This is a genomic window from Lysinibacillus sp. NPDC056959 (assembly GCF_042674095.1).
GTDB classification, from domain to species: Bacteria; Bacillota; Bacilli; order Bacillales_A; family Planococcaceae; genus Lysinibacillus; species Lysinibacillus zambalensis.
The window spans coordinates 80,387-99,739 of the sequence record NZ_JBHURE010000012.1; the positions used below are offsets into that span (position 1 = coordinate 80,387).

20 protein-coding genes are annotated in these 19,353 nt (G+C 35.7%); 5 read left to right on the forward strand and 15 right to left on the reverse strand.

What is annotated here, in order from left to right; genetic code table 11:
- Positions 1 to 113: 113 nt before the first annotated feature.
- The 11 genes from ACFTQ7_RS14800 to ACFTQ7_RS14850 form a co-directional block, all read right to left on the reverse strand.
- Positions 114 to 878, reverse strand: coding sequence for a class I SAM-dependent methyltransferase (locus ACFTQ7_RS14800; protein WP_386829665.1), 765 nt, complete (start codon positions 876 to 878; stop codon positions 114 to 116).
- Between the two features lie 197 nt (positions 879 to 1,075).
- Positions 1,076 to 1,273, reverse strand: coding sequence for a hypothetical protein (locus ACFTQ7_RS14805; RefSeq protein WP_386829667.1), 198 nt, complete (start codon positions 1,271 to 1,273; stop codon positions 1,076 to 1,078).
- 316 nt (positions 1,274 to 1,589) lie between these two features.
- On the reverse strand, positions 1,590 to 2,495 hold the full coding sequence (gene rarD, locus ACFTQ7_RS14810; protein ID WP_386829669.1) for an EamA family transporter RarD: 906 nt from the start codon (positions 2,493 to 2,495) through the stop codon (positions 1,590 to 1,592).
- A 131-nt stretch (positions 2,496 to 2,626) separates the two neighbouring features.
- Positions 2,627 to 3,163 carry a hypothetical protein gene (locus ACFTQ7_RS14815; RefSeq protein ID WP_386829671.1) on the reverse strand — a complete coding sequence of 179 codons (537 nt, stop codon included), beginning with the start codon at positions 3,161 to 3,163 and terminating at the stop codon, positions 2,627 to 2,629.
- A gap of 178 nt (positions 3,164 to 3,341) precedes the next feature.
- Positions 3,342 to 4,511: a toxic anion resistance protein gene (locus ACFTQ7_RS14820; RefSeq protein WP_386829673.1), complete on the reverse strand. Its 1,170-nt coding sequence runs from the start codon at positions 4,509 to 4,511 to the stop codon at positions 3,342 to 3,344.
- Positions 4,512 to 4,799: 288 nt separating this feature from the next.
- Complete coding sequence (locus ACFTQ7_RS14825; protein ID WP_386829675.1) at positions 4,800 to 6,041, reverse strand: ABC transporter permease; 1,242 nt, start codon at positions 6,039 to 6,041, stop codon at positions 4,800 to 4,802.
- Positions 6,028 to 6,933, reverse strand: a complete 906-nt coding sequence (locus ACFTQ7_RS14830; RefSeq protein ID WP_386829677.1) for an ABC transporter ATP-binding protein — start codon at positions 6,931 to 6,933, stop codon at positions 6,028 to 6,030. Before ACFTQ7_RS14830 ends, ACFTQ7_RS14825 begins: the two co-directional genes overlap by 14 nt.
- Before the next feature lie 11 nt (positions 6,934 to 6,944).
- On the reverse strand, positions 6,945 to 7,475 hold the full coding sequence (locus ACFTQ7_RS14835) for a DUF2812 domain-containing protein (protein ID WP_386829679.1): 531 nt from the start codon (positions 7,473 to 7,475) through the stop codon (positions 6,945 to 6,947).
- Between the two features lie 213 nt (positions 7,476 to 7,688).
- Positions 7,689 to 8,225: a DUF2812 domain-containing protein gene (locus ACFTQ7_RS14840; RefSeq protein WP_386829681.1), complete on the reverse strand. Its 537-nt coding sequence runs from the start codon at positions 8,223 to 8,225 to the stop codon at positions 7,689 to 7,691.
- A complete protein-coding gene (locus tag ACFTQ7_RS14845) occupies positions 8,218 to 8,541 on the reverse strand; it encodes a PadR family transcriptional regulator (protein WP_349658751.1) in 324 nt (107 codons plus the stop codon). Before ACFTQ7_RS14845 ends, ACFTQ7_RS14840 begins: the two co-directional genes overlap by 8 nt.
- A 513-nt stretch (positions 8,542 to 9,054) precedes the next feature.
- Positions 9,055 to 9,627, reverse strand: a complete 573-nt coding sequence (locus ACFTQ7_RS14850) for a TetR/AcrR family transcriptional regulator (protein ID WP_386829684.1) — start codon at positions 9,625 to 9,627, stop codon at positions 9,055 to 9,057.
- Positions 9,628 to 9,824: 197 nt separating this feature from the next.
- On the opposite strand from ACFTQ7_RS14850, the gene ACFTQ7_RS14855 reads away from it, so the two are divergent.
- Entirely contained in the window at positions 9,825 to 10,583 is a 759-nt protein-coding gene (locus ACFTQ7_RS14855; RefSeq protein ID WP_197144078.1) for an SDR family oxidoreductase, read from the forward strand.
- Positions 10,584 to 10,647: 64 nt separating this feature from the next.
- Here the strand turns inward: ACFTQ7_RS14855 and brnQ are convergent, their stop codons facing one another.
- A complete protein-coding gene (gene brnQ / locus ACFTQ7_RS14860; RefSeq protein ID WP_386829686.1) occupies positions 10,648 to 11,985 on the reverse strand; it encodes a branched-chain amino acid transport system II carrier protein in 1,338 nt (445 codons plus the stop codon).
- A 190-nt stretch (positions 11,986 to 12,175) separates the two neighbouring features.
- The gene (locus ACFTQ7_RS14865; protein WP_349658755.1) at positions 12,176 to 12,928 is read right to left on the reverse strand and encodes an alpha/beta hydrolase; all 753 of its coding nucleotides are present in this window, start codon (positions 12,926 to 12,928) and stop codon (positions 12,176 to 12,178) included.
- A 284-nt stretch (positions 12,929 to 13,212) separates the two neighbouring features.
- Here ACFTQ7_RS14865 and ACFTQ7_RS14870 point away from each other — a divergent pair, with 284 nt between their 5' ends.
- Positions 13,213 to 14,094: a LysR family transcriptional regulator gene (locus ACFTQ7_RS14870; protein ID WP_386829689.1), complete on the forward strand. Its 882-nt coding sequence runs from the start codon at positions 13,213 to 13,215 to the stop codon at positions 14,092 to 14,094.
- Positions 14,095 to 14,274: 180 nt separating this feature from the next.
- On the opposite strand, the gene ACFTQ7_RS14875 is transcribed toward ACFTQ7_RS14870, so the two are convergent.
- Together ACFTQ7_RS14875 and ACFTQ7_RS14880 are read right to left on the reverse strand one after the other, a co-directional pair.
- Positions 14,275 to 15,075 carry a DUF1835 domain-containing protein gene (locus ACFTQ7_RS14875; RefSeq protein ID WP_386829691.1) on the reverse strand — a complete coding sequence of 267 codons (801 nt, stop codon included), beginning with the start codon at positions 15,073 to 15,075 and terminating at the stop codon, positions 14,275 to 14,277.
- A gap of 14 nt (positions 15,076 to 15,089) precedes the next feature.
- Entirely contained in the window at positions 15,090 to 15,713 is a 624-nt protein-coding gene (locus ACFTQ7_RS14880; protein ID WP_386829693.1) for a LysE family translocator, read from the reverse strand.
- A 288-nt stretch (positions 15,714 to 16,001) separates the two neighbouring features.
- On the opposite strand from ACFTQ7_RS14880, the gene ACFTQ7_RS14885 reads away from it, so the two are divergent.
- The 3 genes from ACFTQ7_RS14885 (at position 16,002) to ACFTQ7_RS14895 (ending at position 19,244) form a co-directional block, all read left to right on the forward strand.
- Positions 16,002 to 16,385 (forward strand): sodium:proton antiporter, encoded by a 384-nt coding sequence (locus ACFTQ7_RS14885; protein WP_079560106.1) that lies wholly within the window; start codon positions 16,002 to 16,004, stop codon positions 16,383 to 16,385.
- Positions 16,386 to 16,886: 501 nt separating this feature from the next.
- Positions 16,887 to 17,972, forward strand: a complete 1,086-nt coding sequence (proB, locus tag ACFTQ7_RS14890; RefSeq protein ID WP_386829695.1) for a glutamate 5-kinase — start codon at positions 16,887 to 16,889, stop codon at positions 17,970 to 17,972.
- Positions 17,973 to 17,993: 21 nt separating this feature from the next.
- A complete protein-coding gene (locus ACFTQ7_RS14895) occupies positions 17,994 to 19,244 on the forward strand; it encodes a glutamate-5-semialdehyde dehydrogenase (RefSeq protein WP_386829697.1) in 1,251 nt (416 codons plus the stop codon).
- Positions 19,245 to 19,353 lie beyond the last annotated feature (109 nt).

Here is a 19,353-nt window from a genome sequence, read left to right on the forward strand (position 1 = left end):
ATATTATATAAGAGAATCGACTTAAGAAATCATTCAACTAATTACCCTTTCATGAAACAATATGTTTTGGCGTTGTCATACCTTAACCCCCATTCTTTAATAATCAGATTTAGCTATTTAAAAGCTATAATAGTAAATTCCCATGGTATATTTTCATTTTTCCAACCACGATGCTCGTCAAATTTCTTTAATTTGAAACCAGATGTGATTACAGAATTTATTATCTCACTAAGTGTATATAATCTTATAGACACATCAGGAAAGTCCTCTTGTTCATGCTCATCAAAGAAATGCTTATACGCTAAGTCTCCATTTTGTAATTCCTTGTTAAAATAACCTTGTTGGATTTGATATTGGATTTCAGCGTTAGGACCTTTAACTATACATCTTCTTAAAGGATGAAAATCACTTAGAATCATTTCCCCACCTTCTTTTAGTAATGCAAACAGAATAAACATGAAATTATCAATATCATTAAAATAGTGCAATATGCCACCTTCTAAATAAATCATGTCAAAATGACTTCCATACTTTTTTAAGTCAATATCATAAATATCAGTGACAATATAATTAATAGAGGTATTTGCATATTCTGCTAATTCTAAGGCATATTTTTGATTTTCTACTGAAATATCAAATACTGTTACTTCAGCACCTATTAATGCTAATGGCACTGCTTTTCTGCCATTTGAACCGCAAATATTTGCAATCTTCTTTCCTTCAATATGTTCAAAGTATTGTTTGTGCTTTTTAAGACATGCTCTAGGGTTTTCTAATATTTGCATAGCCAAATCCTTTGGAGTACCGTTACTTTTGTTCCAAAATTCATATGCTCGATATTCCCAAGCCTTTTTATTTTTTATGCTTTGTTCATTCATCTTCAGTAAGACTCCTCTCAATAGAACTTTAATAAGCTTTTACTATTCGTTATGGTATTAGAGTATCCTGCACCTAAAATAAAAATGACGCTTATCCTTGTTCCAGGATTGCGCCCTATTGCGGAAGACTGTAGTCAAACTGTACTGCAAATCTAAGGGAACTGTTCTTCGTATATCTACTCCCTTAAATTATGTAATTAATTTGCTGCTTCTGATCTCCCAGGAAAAATTTTTTCAAACAATGAAATCAGTGAAACAGTAACACAGACAACAAGCAATCCAGTTATTAACGATGATGTATTAATCCCGTAATGAGCGAATGCTGATGTTAAGATATAGCTTACAACGAAACCAAGTAGTAAAACAGACAAATAAATACCTATTTTATTATCCATAAATTTCACCTCCTGTATATATACGTTAATTAATAAACCAAAGTTTCAAAAACTTCATTTAGAAATGTCTTTCCGTCGTTCATCCCTCTATACACTATTCTAGAAAATGGCCCAATTATTGAACAAGTTAATCAACACTCTTAAACTAACCTGCGTCTTTATTTGAATAGCAACAATTTTTAAGAAAACAGCATTAATAAGTGAAAAACGGTCCCAAAGCGAACTGCCCCTTCGCTTCGTAGGAATTTTTCAAAGAATACAAAAAAGTAGTACAATCCAAAGGCAAGGTTTGTACTACTAACATTCGTGTATTTAATTATGCAGATTTATGATGAGCCCTTCTCACTTCAATGATTTTCGATCCTGAAAACAGTAGTAAGGCAGCCCAAATAATGCTAAATGCCAAAAGCTCTATTTGACTAAACGGTTCCTTATAAAGTACGATCCCTATAACTAACGTAATCGTTGGCGATACGTATTGAATAAAGCCTAATAAATAGAGTGGAATATTTTGTGCACCTTTCGCAAATAAAATTAACGGTACTGCTGTCACGATACCACTTACAATCATGAGGATGTCTGTTTTCACATCAACATGTAAAAACGAGGCATGATTCGTTGTAAAGAGGTAAACATAATAGCCTAATGCAAACGGTAGAATAAATAACGTTTCTATGGCTAGACCTCTTGTCGCATCAAGCTTAATTTTCTTTTTGAGAACACCATAAATTGCGAAGGATATAGCAATAAGAAGTGCTACCCATGGGATTGATCCATAATTTATCGTTAAAATAATTACAGCAATAAAGGCAATTCCGGTAGCCACCCATTGCGCACGATTAAGTGCTTCTTTAAAGAAAATAACCCCTAAAATAACTGACAGTAAAGGATTAATATAATAGCCTAAGCTCGTTTCAATTAAGTGATTATGGTTAACTGCCCAAATATATAAATACCAGTTCATCGAAATAACAAATGAAGCTCCAGCAAGCTGCCAAAAATGCTTTTGGTGTGACCACAAATATTTTAAGTCTGCGAGAAGATCCTTGCGCATTCCAAATACTATTACTGCTAGTACTGTAAAGACAAAGGACCAAATGACGCGCGATAATAAAATTTCCATACTCGGTACATGTTCAAGTAGTTTCCAATAAAGCGGAAATGCACCCCAAAAAGCATAGGCGAAAAATGCTGCTAGAACTCCTTTTTTCTCATTTGACATTGCCTATAACTCTCCTACTCCATATGAATCTATACGACTTTGCGTATTATACCATTAAAAGAATAGACTTATTATAGGACTTTGAGTGGAAACTGTAAATGCCCAATTTTAATAAATTGACATGTATATTGTTACTTTTTTATTTCAGATTCAAGCTCAGAAATATATTTGCGCACCGTACTATAACTAATATCAGGATTAATTTGACGTTTAATACGAATATGAATCTCTTTAATACCGACACCTTGCTCTCGCATATCGCGAATCATACATTTTAAAGGACCTGACAAGGATTCCTTTGACAGCGCAGTATATTTACTTAATTCAATTAGTAGCTCTGTATTTTGTCGGCGAATCTCCTTGAGCTCTTCTACGACGCAATTATATTCTGTTAACTTTTTTTGTAAGACGGCGTTTTGCTTCTTTATTTTTTGCATGTCTTCCACAAGCTCTAAATTTTGTTTCTTTAAAATTTTCCTCTCTTGCTCTAAGATTGTGTGCTTTTCATCTAAATCTATATGCAAGGCATTGAACAGTTCTTCTATATGCGTTAATTCATGGTAGCGACTTTTTAATACGAGCATTAGTTTTTCTGTCGTATTAATCGCAAGTGCTCCATCATTTAAAGACTCACAAGATAATAAAGTTGGATTCATTTTGCTCATCATCTTTTCTTTCTCCATGATTGATTGTTTTAAATAATCGAATTTCAGTGTTTAGCATCTTCCGCTTCCTTTTCTCTGATAATGATTCTCATTTACTTTATCATAATGAGGAATTTCAATTTTGTCAAAAAATAAAAAAACTTCTTGCAAGATTAGATTGCAAGAAGCTTTACATTTACATTTACATTTTTTTCAGTTTTTCATATTCAAGTTGTAAACGTTCAATACGTTTACGACCTTCCTCACGATTTCTTGCTGTTTCTGCTTGAATTTGCTTCGTTTCTTGAATACCTGACATAATTGTTTGCCATGTTGTTTCAATTGTTTCGATTTTAATGCTCGGGCTACCAGCCACACGTGCGATATTAACGCTATTTTTACTAATATTTTCTGCATTTTTGACAAGCATTTCATTTGTACGACGGTCTAATTCACTCATTGAATCAGAAATTAGTTTTTGGCGCTTTAACGTCACTGCATGAATAAGCCCTTGCTTGAATATAGGAATTGTCGTCACAAATGCAGAGTTAATTTTAGCAATTAAATGGTTATTACCTTGCTGCATTAATCGAATTTGTGGAGCAGACTGGAATGATACTTGTTGTGCCATTTCTAAATCATAACGACGTTGTTCTAGTAAATCAACAGCACGTACCATCGTTTCATATTCCATTGCTGCTAATTGATCGCCAGTTTGTGCTTTTTGCTCTAGTGCTGGTAATGATGAACGCACTTCATCTGTTTTCACTTCAATTGCTGCTATAAATTTACTTAGCGTTTGGAAATAGTTTAAGTTTTGATCATATAAATTCTCAAGATCAATAGTATTTCGCTTCATTTCACCTTCGTATTTTTGAACCTCACGGAAAATAACGTCAACTTCTTTATTCATGCTGTCATATTTGGATAGAAACTTTTCTAATTGTTCCTTTCCTTTACTGAACAGCTTTGTAAGGAAGCCTCCTTTTTGTTCCTCCGCAAAATCTTGAGGATCAAATTTATCCATAATTCTATTTAAATTATTTAATAATACACTTGATTCCTCAAGCTTACTTGTTTTCATCGTTGCTAGCATTTTATCTGAAAAGGTAGAAATACCATTCGCTGTTTCTTTTCCTAGTTCTAGCATAGCAATTTGATCTTTCACATCAATTTTTTGTGCTAATGCATGAACCTCAGGATCTTGCTTAAGCGCAAGTTGATTTTGAGCAATTTGTGATAGCTCTTGCTCAGAAACAAGTACTGGTTTTTGTGCTTGCTCCGCCTGTAATAATGGATTAGGTTGTAATAATGGATTTTCTGATGCGAATGGATCCTTTGATTTTAATAGGTCGTTGTCAAATTCTGACATAAAGTTTTACCCCCTGCGATTTATCTCTTTTACTTACATACGATTCCAAGCTGAAAAAGTTTCATTTTAGTAAAGCCTCTGCAAAATAAGAGTCACTAAATGTAGGAAAACCCTCGTGATGTTCTATTTGATTTTCTTATGTTAAATAGGTGATTTTTTTACCTCTACTATAAATTATAGCTTGTTTTATTAGGAAATTCGACTGATCTACGAAATATTTTACATTGTTTTCTAGTATTGGTATATTCACTCTAAAAAAGCAGCTACTAAATGTAGCTGCTTTCACCATCATGTTGTCACTTTTAGTACGGTCTTAATTTTTTGAATAACGCCACCTGTACTATAAGTTAGCACACTGCGTTTATAGAATGATATGCTGAATAAGTAAGCTACAATAATTGTTGCGATTAAAATACCTAACGATAAAAGTGGTACCGTTACGCCTATATCAGTAGCCCCGATACGCATCGGCATGATCATTCCAGACGTAAATGGAATATAAGAGAATATCTTAATGATAAGTGTATCCGGATTCCCCATTCCCGATAACATAACATAGAAACCAATTAATGTAATCATCATGGCTGGCATTAATACTTGACCTGCCTCTTCAACTTTAGACACTAAAGAACCGAATAGTGCGCCAACAATTAAATAAAGAATAATTGTTAATAGTAAGAATAGCACGGCATATATGACATAACCAATCGATAATTCACTAACGATACTAGCTGCCATATCCCAAATAACACCGTTCTTCGCAAATTTCGCATAGATTAGGAAGACAACTATAATAATACCCATCTGTGTTAATGCGAGTAATAATACACCAGCAATTTTTGCTTTAAAATGGGTAGCTGGTTTAACACTTACTAGTAGCATTTCCATTGCACGTGAACCTTTTTCAGTCGCAATTTCCGTTGTAATCATAGATAGGAATGTAGAAATAAAGAAATAAATTAAAATACCTACTGCATAAGATACAAATTGTCCCGATTGTTTTTCTTCTTCGCTTTTACCACCTGTAGACTCTGTATTTAAGTTTTTATCAGTAATAATCGTTTTGGCATCCATAATTTGTGCTGCTTGGTCTGGTGTTAATGATAACTGTTGTACAGCATAATTTTGGCCAGCAAGTTGCAATATCGAATTTATCGCACCTTGATCATTTAATTTCAACGGTGTGAAAGTGGTAATTTCAGCATGGAGCTGTCCATCTTGATCTGTTATTTTAACGATTGCATCTAGCTTTTCGTCTTTGACCTTTTTCTCTAACTTCGATATATTCGATTCATTTTGTATAAATTCCATATCACCATTCGATACAAAGAGACTACTTAAATCAGCTGTTGTTTCATTGACGATTGCAATTTGTTGCGCTTGATCATCACCTGTAAAAAGCTCTTTAATATCTGACCAGAATACTGCAACGGACATCCCAAGTATATAAATGACGGTCATTACAACAAAGGATTTTGATTTTATTTTTGATGTGTAAAGCTGTTTCATTAATAAATTAAACTTCGACAACGTTGCCACCTACCTTATCTTTAAAAATCTCATCTAACGATAAATAATCTAAGCTGAATTTTTCTATATATTTACCATTGGAAAGCTTCTCGAAAATACTTTGTGCATAGCCCTCATCCTCCAGAGTAAGCACAGTTTGCTCTTTCTCCACTCGGACATCTTTGACTCCTTCTAGTGTCAACAATTGAGTTGTCGACCACTCTGTACGCACTGCTAATCTCGTTTTTCCGTATTGTTTCTTTAAATCTAGTAAACTACCTGAAAATAGAGAGACTCCACGTTTTAATAGACAAAGATGATCGCATAGCTCTTCTACATTATCCATCTGGTGACTAGAGAACAAAATCGTTGTGCCCTGTTCTTTTAAATGTAATATTGCATCTTTCAGTAAATCTTTATTCACAGGATCCAGTCCACTGAATGGTTCGTCTAGTATTAAGAACTGCGGTTTATGAATAAAGCTAGCAATCAGTTGTACTTTTTGCTGATTCCCTTTTGACAACGTTTCAGCCTTATCTTTTCGTCTTTCTTCAAGCTCAAATCGATTAATCCAATAATCAATCTCCTTCTTTAACTCCGACTTCTTCATGCCTCGTAGCTCGCCGAAAAAGTAAAGTTGATCCTCTACCTTCATCGTCGGAAAAATGCCTCGTTCCTCTGGTAAATAGCCAAGTACATCACGGTTAATGGCATTAACGGGTTTGCCATCCCATGTGATCGTACCAGCCGTTGTCTCTTGTAAATCTAATATCATTCGGAACGTCGTTGTTTTACCAGCACCGTTTTGTCCAATCAGGCCAAAAATCTCCCCTTTTTCAATCGTAAAGTTTAGATTATCGACTGCTGTGAAATCTTTGTATTTCTTAGTGACACGCTCTAATTGTAATGTCATTCTTTTTCCTCCTACGCTTCAAATATATGTAACTCTCTTTGCAGTCCTTTTTTACGTCTTTCAACCTTCAAAATTTGTGTACACATTATTATTACGACTACAAAATTTATAGATGATACTCCCGTGGTTAAGATTATTTCTGTTGATTCACCAAGTAAAATATAAAGATTGATAAATCCAATTAATAAATTAAGAAATGTTACGGCAATAAAAAGGCGGCTTATTAATGTTAAATATTTTATTTTCGAAGAACTATCTGAAAATAATTCAAATGGACCTTCTGATTTCTTTTTTCGGTAATAAGCCCATACTCCAAATTTTGAAACAAACTCAATATTCATCGTCTCTAAAAAATCAAAGTAGTCCTGCTTTTTACCTTTGACTAGTTCATTGCGATATATGTATTGACCAGGTTCCCCTTTTTCAAAAATAAAGTATCCCACCATTGTACGCTTTAGATGCCAACCTTGTGCCGCCATATCATTAACCCATGCTTCTTCCTTTTCATAATCAAGAAAAAAACGATACACTCTTTTTTTCATAAAGTTCCACCTCCCATCCAAGTCATATAAAATTGATGTGAACTCTTGGTTAAATTTGCGCCTTAATAATAGTCGTTATAACTCTACGCCCTTTTTGAATTACCCAACTTTTCTGATTTCCCGGAAAATAATTTTGAATATTCATCTCATCTAAAGCTTTTTATCAGACTTGGTATTATTAACATGAAGCTAGCTTGTTGGGAATCTCCTATACTAATCTGTAAACAGATCCGAGTCCTTCTTCAATTTACTACGCACACGTACAAGTTTTAATAATAGTATAGAAAATAACACAACTACAAAAATATTAGTGATATTTATTGTTAATCTAATCCAATCTATCGCTTGTTCTGAAAAAATCCCACTCAAGCCAATTAAACCTATTATCAAATTAAGCATGATGAGTGATAGTAGCACTGAAATTTTTTGAGACAGCTTACTAATTTTATTTTTCTTATCAGAGTAAAGTTCAAAAGGACCATCATTTGCTGACTTTCTAAAGAATACGAAATGACCAGAACGATCTACCTGTTGAATTCCCGAGGAATTTAGAAATTCTAAGTATTCGTCTTCATATGAGGTACCAAATCGCTCCAATTCATCATGCCGATAAATATAGCTACCTGGTTCCCCACGCTCGAACGTAAAACGTATCCAAGTAAACTTTTTCAAATGCCAACCTTGGTTTGCCATATCGTTAACCCATCTCTCAATATCATAAGGGTTAACAACCAATCGATATTTATCCATTCGTTCCATCATCCTTTGTTATACGGATACCATTGTCAAAAAGTTCCCTTAATCTCAAAATTTCATATTCAATGACTTTTTTTCCACTTTTAGTAATGATGTATTCCTTTTTTCGACCGTCACCACCTAGCGCTTCAATCCATCCTCGTTCGAGTAATGTTTTGATTGCTCCATAAATCGTACCCGCTCCAAGGCGGACTCGACCATTACTCATTTCCTCTACCAGTTGCATGATGCCGTAACCATGCCTAGCATCAAATAACGCTAATAAAATATAATAAACGCCCTCTGTTAAAGGCGGATGCTCTTGCGTCATACGAATCCCCCTTTTATATCGCCTAACAATATATCGTCAGCTGATACATTTAGAATATATCAGCTGACGATATAGTTGTCAATGTTATTTTTTCCATAAAAAGTTATTAACACACTTAGTGTAGTACTATTAGGTTGTTTTGAGTCACTTTTAGTAATATTCCTGGATACCCGAATATTTAAGTAGTTATTGATTACTGTAACATTGGCCATTTCTACTATCGTCATAGCTTTAAAAAGATCAAAAGTAAAAAGCAAAAGTGAGCAAATTTCCTCCGCTACTGTAATAATATTGTTAAAAAAGCGATGTACTAATGATGAGTTAGTACATCGCTTTTTTAATAAAATCATAAAACAGTGAAGATACCTTTGCTAAGATGCGGTACTTTAAATAAAGGTGCTTTCCGTTCCAGGCAATCTCTTTCCTGTGGGTGAGAGTCGAGCCACCACCTCCTCTTATATTGTTGCTGACAGTCGGAACGGAAATCACCCCTTCGCTTTGCCGATGAGTCCTTTAATACTTTTCACCAATCCGCAAAATAGCAGCAAGTTGTTTATTTAAGGTACCTACGCTGTCCTCAAAATCTTGGCGATACCATTGAATGATTAGGCCGATGATTGCATTTGCTTGATACGCACTATAATATTCAATGGATATCTCGTCATGTATTTCATTATGGATTGTGATATCCTTTTTTAGCAAAGAGAAAATTCCATCAAATAACATATAATAGTAGGTCAGCGGTACATTTTTAGAAAAAACAATGCGATAAAACATTTTAAAGCGCTCAATATGATGAAAAATACGAATAGTATTTGGATCTATTTGATTTTTATCCATTGTTGTTACTGCACGGTACGGTTCCTCGTAGGAATTATTCAAATCCTCCATAATTTCCTGAAAGTATTCCTCAAATAGCCCTTCCTTTTGCTCATAGTGCAAGTAGAAGGTACCTCTATTCACCTTTGCCATCCGACAAATTTCTGCGATGGTAATGTTCTCTAAAGGCTTCTCACTCAGTAATGTTAGTAAAGCATTATGTAATGCTTGCTTCGTTTTGACAACTCGTAAATCGTTAGCGCTCAAATATTTTATCCCCTTATTAAACAGATTTTTTATATGTGTTGATTACTGAACAGTTTATAGTATTTTGCATATTGAAATCGCTTACAAAGCTATTATATTATTTTAATGAACACATGTTCAATATCTAACATAATATATCCTAGAAATCACTGGGACAAACGCTGGTGAAAGAACATAATTTATAGGAGGTTTTTGTGATGAGATTAGAAGGTAAAGTAGCAATCGTAACAGGTGCTGCGTCAGGTATGGGTAAAGCTATTGCAGAGGGTTATGCGAAAGAGGGAGCAAAGGTCGTAGTTTCTGATTTAAATATAGAAGGTGCACAAGCTGTTGTCGAAGGAATCAAAGCTGCAGGTGGCTCAGCATTCGCCATTCAAACAAATGTTGCATCAACAGAAGATTTACAACGCTTATTTGATGAAACAAAAAATGCTTATGGCAAATTAGATATTTTAGTGAATAATGCGGGTATTATGGATGGAATGGAGCCAATTGGTGAAGTTTCTGATGAGCGTTGGGACAAAGTATTCGCGGTAAATACAACTGCTGTTATGCGTTCAATGCGTATGGCGACAGAGATTTTCCTTGCTCAAGGACACGGTGTATTTGTCAATAATATTTCTGCCGGTGGTCTTTATGGCGCTCGTGCTGGGGCAGCCTACACTGCGTCTAAACATGCTGTTGTTGGACTGACAAAAAATACAGCATTTATGTATGCAGATAAAAATATTCGCTGTAATGGGATCGCTCCAGGTGCAGTGATAACAAACATTGCTTCTTCCATGACAAACGTGAGCCAAACAGGTGCAGCACGCCAATCATTAGGTATGGCCATCAACCCACGAGCTGGACAACCTGAGGAAATCGCTCAGCTTGCTATTTTCCTGGGCTCAGATGAAGCAAGTTTTGTCAACGGACAAGTAATTGCTGTTGATGGTGGCTGGACAGCTTACTAAGTTTCAACATATGATAAAGCACGCACAAAGTAATACATTGTGCGTGCTTTTAAAATTAAAACTTTTAAACTCTTTTTACTGGGAATAAGTATCCAATAAATGCCCCAATTAACGCTGGTAATATCCACCCTAAGCCTATGTCGTAAAATGGTAAAAGGTTCGAATAAGCTTTATCAATTGCATCAAAAATAGTTAGCTTCGCCGACGGAATGCTATCTACTAATGCTTTATAGCCATCAATGACACTAATAAAAATTGTGAAAATCATAGCAACCGCATATACCGGTTGTTTATTTTTAAATAGTGATGAGCATAATGCAAGGACAATTAAGACAATTGCTATCGGATATAGGAACATCAGCACTGGAATGGCAAACTTAATAATATTGGTTAATCCGAAGTTGGCAATTGTAAATGACATAACACACAAGATTAATACAAACCATTTATAGCTAATTTTCGGAAATACTTCATGGAAAAATTCACTACAAGATGTGATTAAGCCAATACTTGTCTTTAAACAAGCAAGAACAATAATAACTGCCAATAAAATAGCCCCGAATGATCCAAAATAGTGATCTGCCACTGCGGCAAATATTAAACCACCGTTATCAAATGTACCAACAGCTTCCACACTCGATGCTCCCATATACGTGATTAAACCGTATATTAACATCATTAAAGCCATGGCAAAAATACCAGATTTCCACGTTGCTTTAGCAATTTCTTTTCGTTCCGTTATTCCTGCGCTTTTAATTGCATTAATGACGACAATACCAAAAGCTAATGAAGCTAACGCATCCATTGTGTTATAGCCTTCTTTAAAGCCTGTCATAAATGCTGTATCAATATAATCCCCCATAGGCTGTTGGAAATGCCCCATCGGTTTTACAATACTAATTATTATTAAAATAAATAACACAATTAGAAATGCTGGTGTTAAATATTTTCCGATATAATCCATAATTTTCGCTGGATTCAATGAGAAATAATAAACGATGGCAAAAAATACAAAGCTAAATAAAGCGAGTAAAAGTGTTGTATGTTCAGCTTGTATATATGGTTCAAAGCCAACTACAAAAGGAACTGTCGCTGTACGAGGAATCGCAAAAAAAGGACCAATCGTTAAATAGAGAGCTAATGAAAAGATGATACCGAATAATGGATGAACGCGGCTCGCTAAGTCACGCAAACCGTTACTACCTGACAAACCAATAGCTAAAATACCTAGAAAAGGTAAACCGATAGCTGTTACTAAAAATCCAATTAAGCCAAGCCAAAAGTTAGTCCCAGCTAATTGTCCAAGCTGAATTGGAAAGATAAGATTCCCTGCTCCAAAATACAGTCCGAAAAGCATCGTACCGATGACTGCATATGTTGAAAAAGGTATTTTCTGTTGCATTTTGATGAACTCCTTAGATGTATTTAACTATTGCGAACAATTTAAATGAAGAGATTTTTCACTATAATTCCACTATATTAACATAGTTTTTATTTGAAAAACAATAGTTGTTTTTTCTTTTAGAATTGTTAATTCTACAGTTCCTAGCATTAAACAGGCAAAACTAAAAGAGCTGTCTGCTGACAGCCCCTTAGTTTGCTACAGACCACTCTATATGATCTAAAAACTTATATACGTCCTCATACACTTTTTCGCGCTCTTTATCTAATGTAATAATATGACCAGAATTTTCATACCAAATAATCTCTTTATCGTCTGTTTCCACGGTATTTAAAATAAATGGTGCACTTTCTTGATAAAGTTCATCATCTAATGAACCTTGTAATACTAATGTAGGTGCTTTGATTGTAGATAAATCATCGCGTGTTTCTGTCGTTAAACGTGTCACACCATCTAATGAATCCTTAGGTGTAATTCGTAATTCATGTAATTCTGAAATGATTTGATCTTTTGATTTATTTTCAAAATGTTTATATAAACGAGCGTAATGATATAAACGTGTAAATAATCCTTTTGAGTTATCGCGTGTGATTGGTGCACACATGGCAACACATGCTTTCACAGGGAATGTCTCTGCTACTTTTAACGAAAATACGCCGCCAAGCGAAATTCCTACTACCGCGATTTCTTCATAGCCATTACTCTTTAGGAAGTTATAACCTTCCACAACATCATTCCACCAGTCTTCTGGTTTTGTTTCAAGTAATGCTTCTGGTTCTACACCATGCCCACTATAAATCGGTGCATGAACCGTATAACCACGTTTTGATAAAAATTCTCCTAGCTTTTTCACATCTTTTGTGCTACCTGTGAATCCATGCAGTAATAGTACGGCTTTTTTGCCTCCCTCAATTGTTAGAGGTTGTGGCTTAGATAAATTCATTTTATAATATCCCCTTCACGGAAATTTGTAATTGTGTAATTTATGTGTCTATCTTAACACCCTTTATTCATAATGTACAATTTATAGTTTTTATCATATTAATGTGTTTCGTGCATTAATGATGTGAGGTTAACGGCTGTACTATCACACTTTCAGCTACTTTCATTTTTCATTTCTCTTTTTAAGTGCTCCATCCTTTTTAAATTTTTTTGGCGCCTATACTTCCTAGTCTTTTACCGTTATAATGCAGTTAACTCAAAAATAACGAGAATAGAGGTGAAAAAATGGAGTGGCAGCAATTGGAGTATTTCGTAACGGTAGCTAAACTTGAGCATATGACTCGTGCAGCTGAAGCATTAGCGATTTCTCAGCCAGCATTAAGTCGCTCTATTTCAAAGCTTGAAGAGGAATTAGGAGTACCCTTATTCGACCGTCAAGGACGCTCGATTATGCTCAACCGATATGGCGAGCTTTTTTTGTATCGGGTCCAACGCATGCGTAAAGAGTACGAAAAAGCAGTGATTGAATTACAGGAGCTGAATAACCCAGAGCTAGGAGATGTATCACTCGGATTTTTACATACTCTAGGGACTAGCATTGTACCTGACTTGATCCGTTCCTTCCGTCAGAAGCATCCGCATATACGCTTTCACTTTACACAAAATTACTCACACTCCCAGTTGAAGCAATTACTTGCGGGAGAGTTAGATCTTTGCTTACTCGCAGCGATTGACACGGAGCCACCTGTTTGTTGGAAAGAGCTATGGCGAGACGAGCTTTTTATTATGGTGCCGATTGACCATCCACTCGCCAACCGTAAAAGCATCAAAATGAAGGAACTTGAACATGAAAATTTTGTTCTGTTGAAAAAGGGTTACGCATTACGCCGCACAGCGGATAAATTATTAAATGCTGCAGGTATCAAACCGAAAATTACGTTTGAAGGTGATGAGGTATCTACAGTTGCTGGTTTTGTAAGTGCTGGGCTTGGCGTGTCGTTGCTACCTGTTGATGAAGACTTGAATCCAAATAAATTGGTGAAAATTCGTGTTGAGGATATGGTTTGTGAACGGACCATAGGTATGGCTTGGATTGAAAATCGATACCTTTCACCATCAGCACGACAATTTCAGCAATTTGTATTCGATTTTTACGAAAAGAAGTAATCTTTTATTCATATAAAATGGTCTAAAGCATTAAAGTGAGTAACAATTGTTACTCGCTTTTCTTTATATTCAATTGCGGAAAAGTTAATCCTTTACATGACTTTTCACACTAAGCCAATTTTCTTGAACTAAAAAAAACCACCTTCTCCGAATGAAAGGTGGTTACTGGAAGCAGTTTTATTATTTTTCCCCTACATATTTTACTTGATACGAATACATATCTGTTGTATCTCCATCAACCTCAAAAAGTCCCTGCTTTGCAAGTGTCATTAGTCGTTTTTCCACAAACTCTTCACCTAAATACTCATCAATTGAACCAATTGCTTCACCGATGATACGCATCGGTTTAAGCCATTCCTCATTTAGTTCTGCATGAGCTCTTTCGGCGCATTCTATAATGATAGGATCCAATGCATCTTCCGCTACATGGACAATTCCATCTTGCCAAACTCGCAATGTACTAGGGTTTTGTATTAGCTCTTCCCATTCATTAGCAAGTTGCTGACACTCATCAATTGAAAAACGCTTTGCCTCAGAACGTAGCTTCATAAGCAAGTCTGGCGAAAGCTCACCTGTTTGACGAATCGTCATGTTTGGTTGTACACGTTTCAAGCCATCCGTGGCATCAATCCCATATACCATACTACATTTATTGATCAACTCTCTCATGACATAACGTAACCCAATCTCTTCATGAGTGCTTTGGCTGTACCATACCCAGACATCAACATCGCACGGTAAACCCGCAATTTTTTTCTTCCATTCTTTATGAAGATCCTCGTTCAATTCACGTTCTTCACTGTCCCTAAAAATATTGGCTCGTAACCAGCTTTTGCGTACTTCTGAGCTACTTAGCGGACCAATCGAGAAAATCTCATTGACACTAAGCACTGACTCCTCTCGTAGTAAATGATGTTGTCTTATTGCATGTTTAATTGAACCTTGCGTAGATAAGCTAAACGTTATATGTAAAATTGCCATGAAAATCCCCCAATTTACTGTTTACTTAGCGCTATTTGTATTCCAATAAAAGTGAAAAGTACACCTTGAATCATATTTAATCGTTTAGCAATTGCAGGCTTCCCAATAATTACTTTTCTTACTTTACCGGCAAAAATACTAAATAATGAAAATAGAATAAGCGCTTGTACTAAAAATACAATACCCAAAACTAGCATCTGTAAACCTACATGGCCATTAGAAGGATTTACAAACTGTGGCAATAGTGCTAAGAAAAATAAAGAAACTTTTGGATTTAAAATATTCATTAAAATACCTTTTCGATATAACGTCACATAGGCTTGTACATTTTGCTGTTCCATTGTGAATGGATCACCTTTCGCACGAAACGACTGCCATGCTAAATACAATAAATACGCCGCTCCTGCAAATTTAACAATAGAGAAAATAACTGTTGATTGATAAATAATAGCCGAGATACCGAGAACCGCCGCACCTATATGAACGAGCAAACCTGTACATAAGCCAAGTGATGTTGCTATACCAGCCTTTTTATCCTGCGCAATACTTTGTGCAAGAACAAATAAATTATCTGGCCCTGGCATTACAGTTAAAATAATTGACGCTCCTAAAAATGCCATTAAGGTTGAAAATGCCAATACTATCCCTTCTTTCTATTACTTTTTACAAAAATATTCATCATAAGTGAGATTAATTTCTATTCCGACTAACTCTACTTTTAGTAGAACAATTACTTTTTAAAAATAATAACCATAAAATGTATTTCTTAACATTATACTATATACATATATATTTTTTCTAAATTTTTACAAAAAACCTCTAACCAATTCTGCTCGTTTCAGCAATACTTTTCTACCTTAATCCATTATAATAAATATTATCATAACTTAAAAGTCGGATTATTTGGGAGAAAGAGGTGTTTGTTGATGGCAGTAAGCGATATTGTAAAGCAATATGAAGACGAGCAAGGAAATGTCTATTATAAAATGAAAACACATGATATCAGGGTACAGGCTACGCAAACTTCAGGGTTAGCGCCAGTTATTACTTATTGGATGGGTGAAAAAGAGATTACAGACGATATTCGAAGTTTACGCTTTAGCCCTCGCCCTCCCTCAAGTTATATTCAAGATTACGATGAATTTCAAACTATGCTTTATGCGAAAGAACAACGTTCCATCAACGAACTATATGAACAAATGAGTATTAAACCGAAAAATATGTCTTCAGGAAAACAAATAGTATGGAGTTCTTTCGTGATTGTTTTAGCGATGCTCCCACTATTAATCGCAATCTGGTGGTTTAAGTAAACAAGGTTATGTTGCTCCTACACGTTACTCTCGATTGTTCAGTAATACCTACTTTTTTTCAAAACTTTCTATTAACATTCCTAATCAGCTTGACAGACATGCTAAAGTAGTGCATTCTTTATAGAAATCGGACTCCAAACAAAAGAATTGATGAAGGTCCATTCAAAAAAGATATTGAATTATACAATATAAGCGAGCGAAGATTAGTACCTAGAAACTGCTTGATCAGAGAGCGATGCCCACCGGCTGTAAGGCATTGTACAAGAAAGACTAAAGAACCTACTTCGTAAATCGTCCTAGCAAACTAGGCGCAGTCTCAAGCGTTATGAGCAAAGTGGAATGTCAATGATGTTCAATCTAGGTGGTACCACGGAAAGTAAACCTTTTCGTCCTAATTTTTTAGGATGAAAAGGTTTTTTTATTTTTAAATTTAGCGAAATCTTTGTGGCTGCTAAAGTTTAAATCATAGTACAAGTGTAATGGCGAATTGGAGGTATTGCTATGGAAAGAAAAAGAATTGTCGTCAAAATTGGGAGTAGCTCCTTAACAAATGCAAAAGGTGAAATTGATAAAATACGTTTAATGGACCATGTCCAAGCGATCGCTGAATTAAAAAAATACGGTCATGAAGTATTGCTTGTTTCATCAGGCGCAGTAGCAGCGGGCTTTAAACAGCTAGGCTACCCTTCTCGTCCCGTCACATTAAAAGGTAAACAGGCTGCAGCAGCAGTTGGGCAAAGTTTACTAATTCAAACCTACAATGCTTTATTTAGCATTTATGATATTGTGCCTGCTCAAATTTTACTTACTCGCACTGATTTTTCAAAAAAAGAGCGTTATAAAAATGCCTGTGCCACATTTGAGGAATTATTAGAACGCTCCATTTTACCTATCATTAACGAAAACGATTCGGTATCTGTCAGCGAATTAACCTTTGGAGATAACGACATGTTATCAGCACTTGTAAGTGGTCTTATACATGCCGATCAGCTCATTATCTTAACTGATATCAATGGCTTGTATAATGCCAATCCATCTAAAAATCCTGATGCACAACGTATTGATCGTTTAACAGAGGTATCTGATGAGATGCTTGGCTTTGCAGATGGTTCAGGGTCAAAGGTCGGTACAGGTGGTATGGAATCCAAATTACTGGCAGCTCGAGCAGCCTTAAATGCAGGTGTCAAGGTGTTTATTGGAACTGGTCACGGTGCTAATAAGCTTGTCGATATAGTAGAAGGACGTGGTGATGGTACGTATGTTGAGCATGACGCACTTGCTGTTTTAACGAATAATAAACAGTGGATTGCACTAACGGAAGTATCTGGTAAAATTTTTATAGATAGCGGTGCAGAACATGCATTATTGGCAAATGGGAAAAGTTTGTTGCCTGCTGGTGTAAATCGTGTCGAAGGCGACTTCGCAAATGGCGACGTTGTCGAAGTCTATAGTGACAAGGGACTACTTGGCCGTGGTGAGGTCTTATATTCTTCCCTAGAGTTAGCACATGCGATGGGAAAACGTACAGATGAGTTAGCGAACTATCCCATTGAGGTCATTCATCGAGATAAATGGCTAAAAATTTAAACAAATTAAGGAGGAATTCACATGACGAGTGAAGTTCAACAAAAAGGAAAGCTGGCTAAGGCCGCAAGCTATATTTTAAATATTAAAACAACTTGCGAGAAAAATGAGGCTCTCACAAAAATTGCTGAGCAATTACTAATCGACCAAGATACGATCATTGCTGAAAATGCAAAGGATTTAGCAAATGGCGAAAAACAAGGAATGCCCGCTTCTACCCTCGATCGCATTATGCTAAACAAAGAACGAGTAGAGGCAATGTCAAGTGCTATTCACTTGTTAGTTGAATTAAATGATCCAGTTGGTAGTCTCTTAGAACGAATAGAAAAAGAAAATGGATTACTAATTGAAAAGCGTTTAGTACCAATTGGCGTTATCGGGATGATTTACGAGGCACGCCCTAATGTAACAGTAGATGCGGCAACATTATCATTAAAAACAGGCAATGCAGTCATTTTACGTGGTAGCTCTTCTGCTAAATTTTCGAATGTAGCGCTAGTGGCAAGTATTCATCGTGCACTTAGCAAAACGTCTATCCCTGCGGACGCTGTGCAATTAATCGAGGATACAAATCGTGAAACTGTCAAAGAATTATTCCATTTAAAAGAATACTTAGATGTTTTAATTCCTCGTGGCGGAAAGGCACTTATTGACTTAGTAGTAAATGAAGCCACTGTACCAGTACTAGAAACAGGTGCTGGCAACTGTCATATTTATGTAGACCAAACGGCCGATTACTTAAAAACAGAAAAGATTTGCATCAATGCAAAAACACAGCGCCCTTCTGTTTGCAATGCCGCAGAAAGCTTACTTATTCATCCTGAATGGTTTCATGAGCACGGCAAACAGCTACTAAGTGCTATACATCAAGCTGGTGTGACAATTATCGGCGATGATACTGTTTGCCAAGCTCTTGATTTCGCGCAACTAGCAACTGTAGAAGACTATGCAACTGAATATTTAGATTTAAAGATTAGCGTTAAAATTGTGGAAAACGTTTATGAAGCAATTGAGCACATTAATAAATATGGCACGAACCACTCTGAAGCCATCATGACAGAGAATCAGTTAGCAGCAGATACTTTCTTACATAGCGTGGATGCTGCTGCTGTTTATCACAATGCATCCACTCGCTTCACAGATGGCTTTGAATTTGGCTACGGTGCAGAAATCGGCATTAGTACGCAAAAATTACATGCTCGAGGACCAATGGGTTTACCTGCGTTAACATCTACAAAGTATTTCATTCACGGTAACGGCCAAATCCGAGAATAATTGTAGAACAATGAAAAGTCGACAGTTGACGTACGTACACTGTCGGCTTTCTTTGCTTATTTTATGAAGCTTTAGGATTGAAAGATTTATAGAGGGACATGGCGGATTC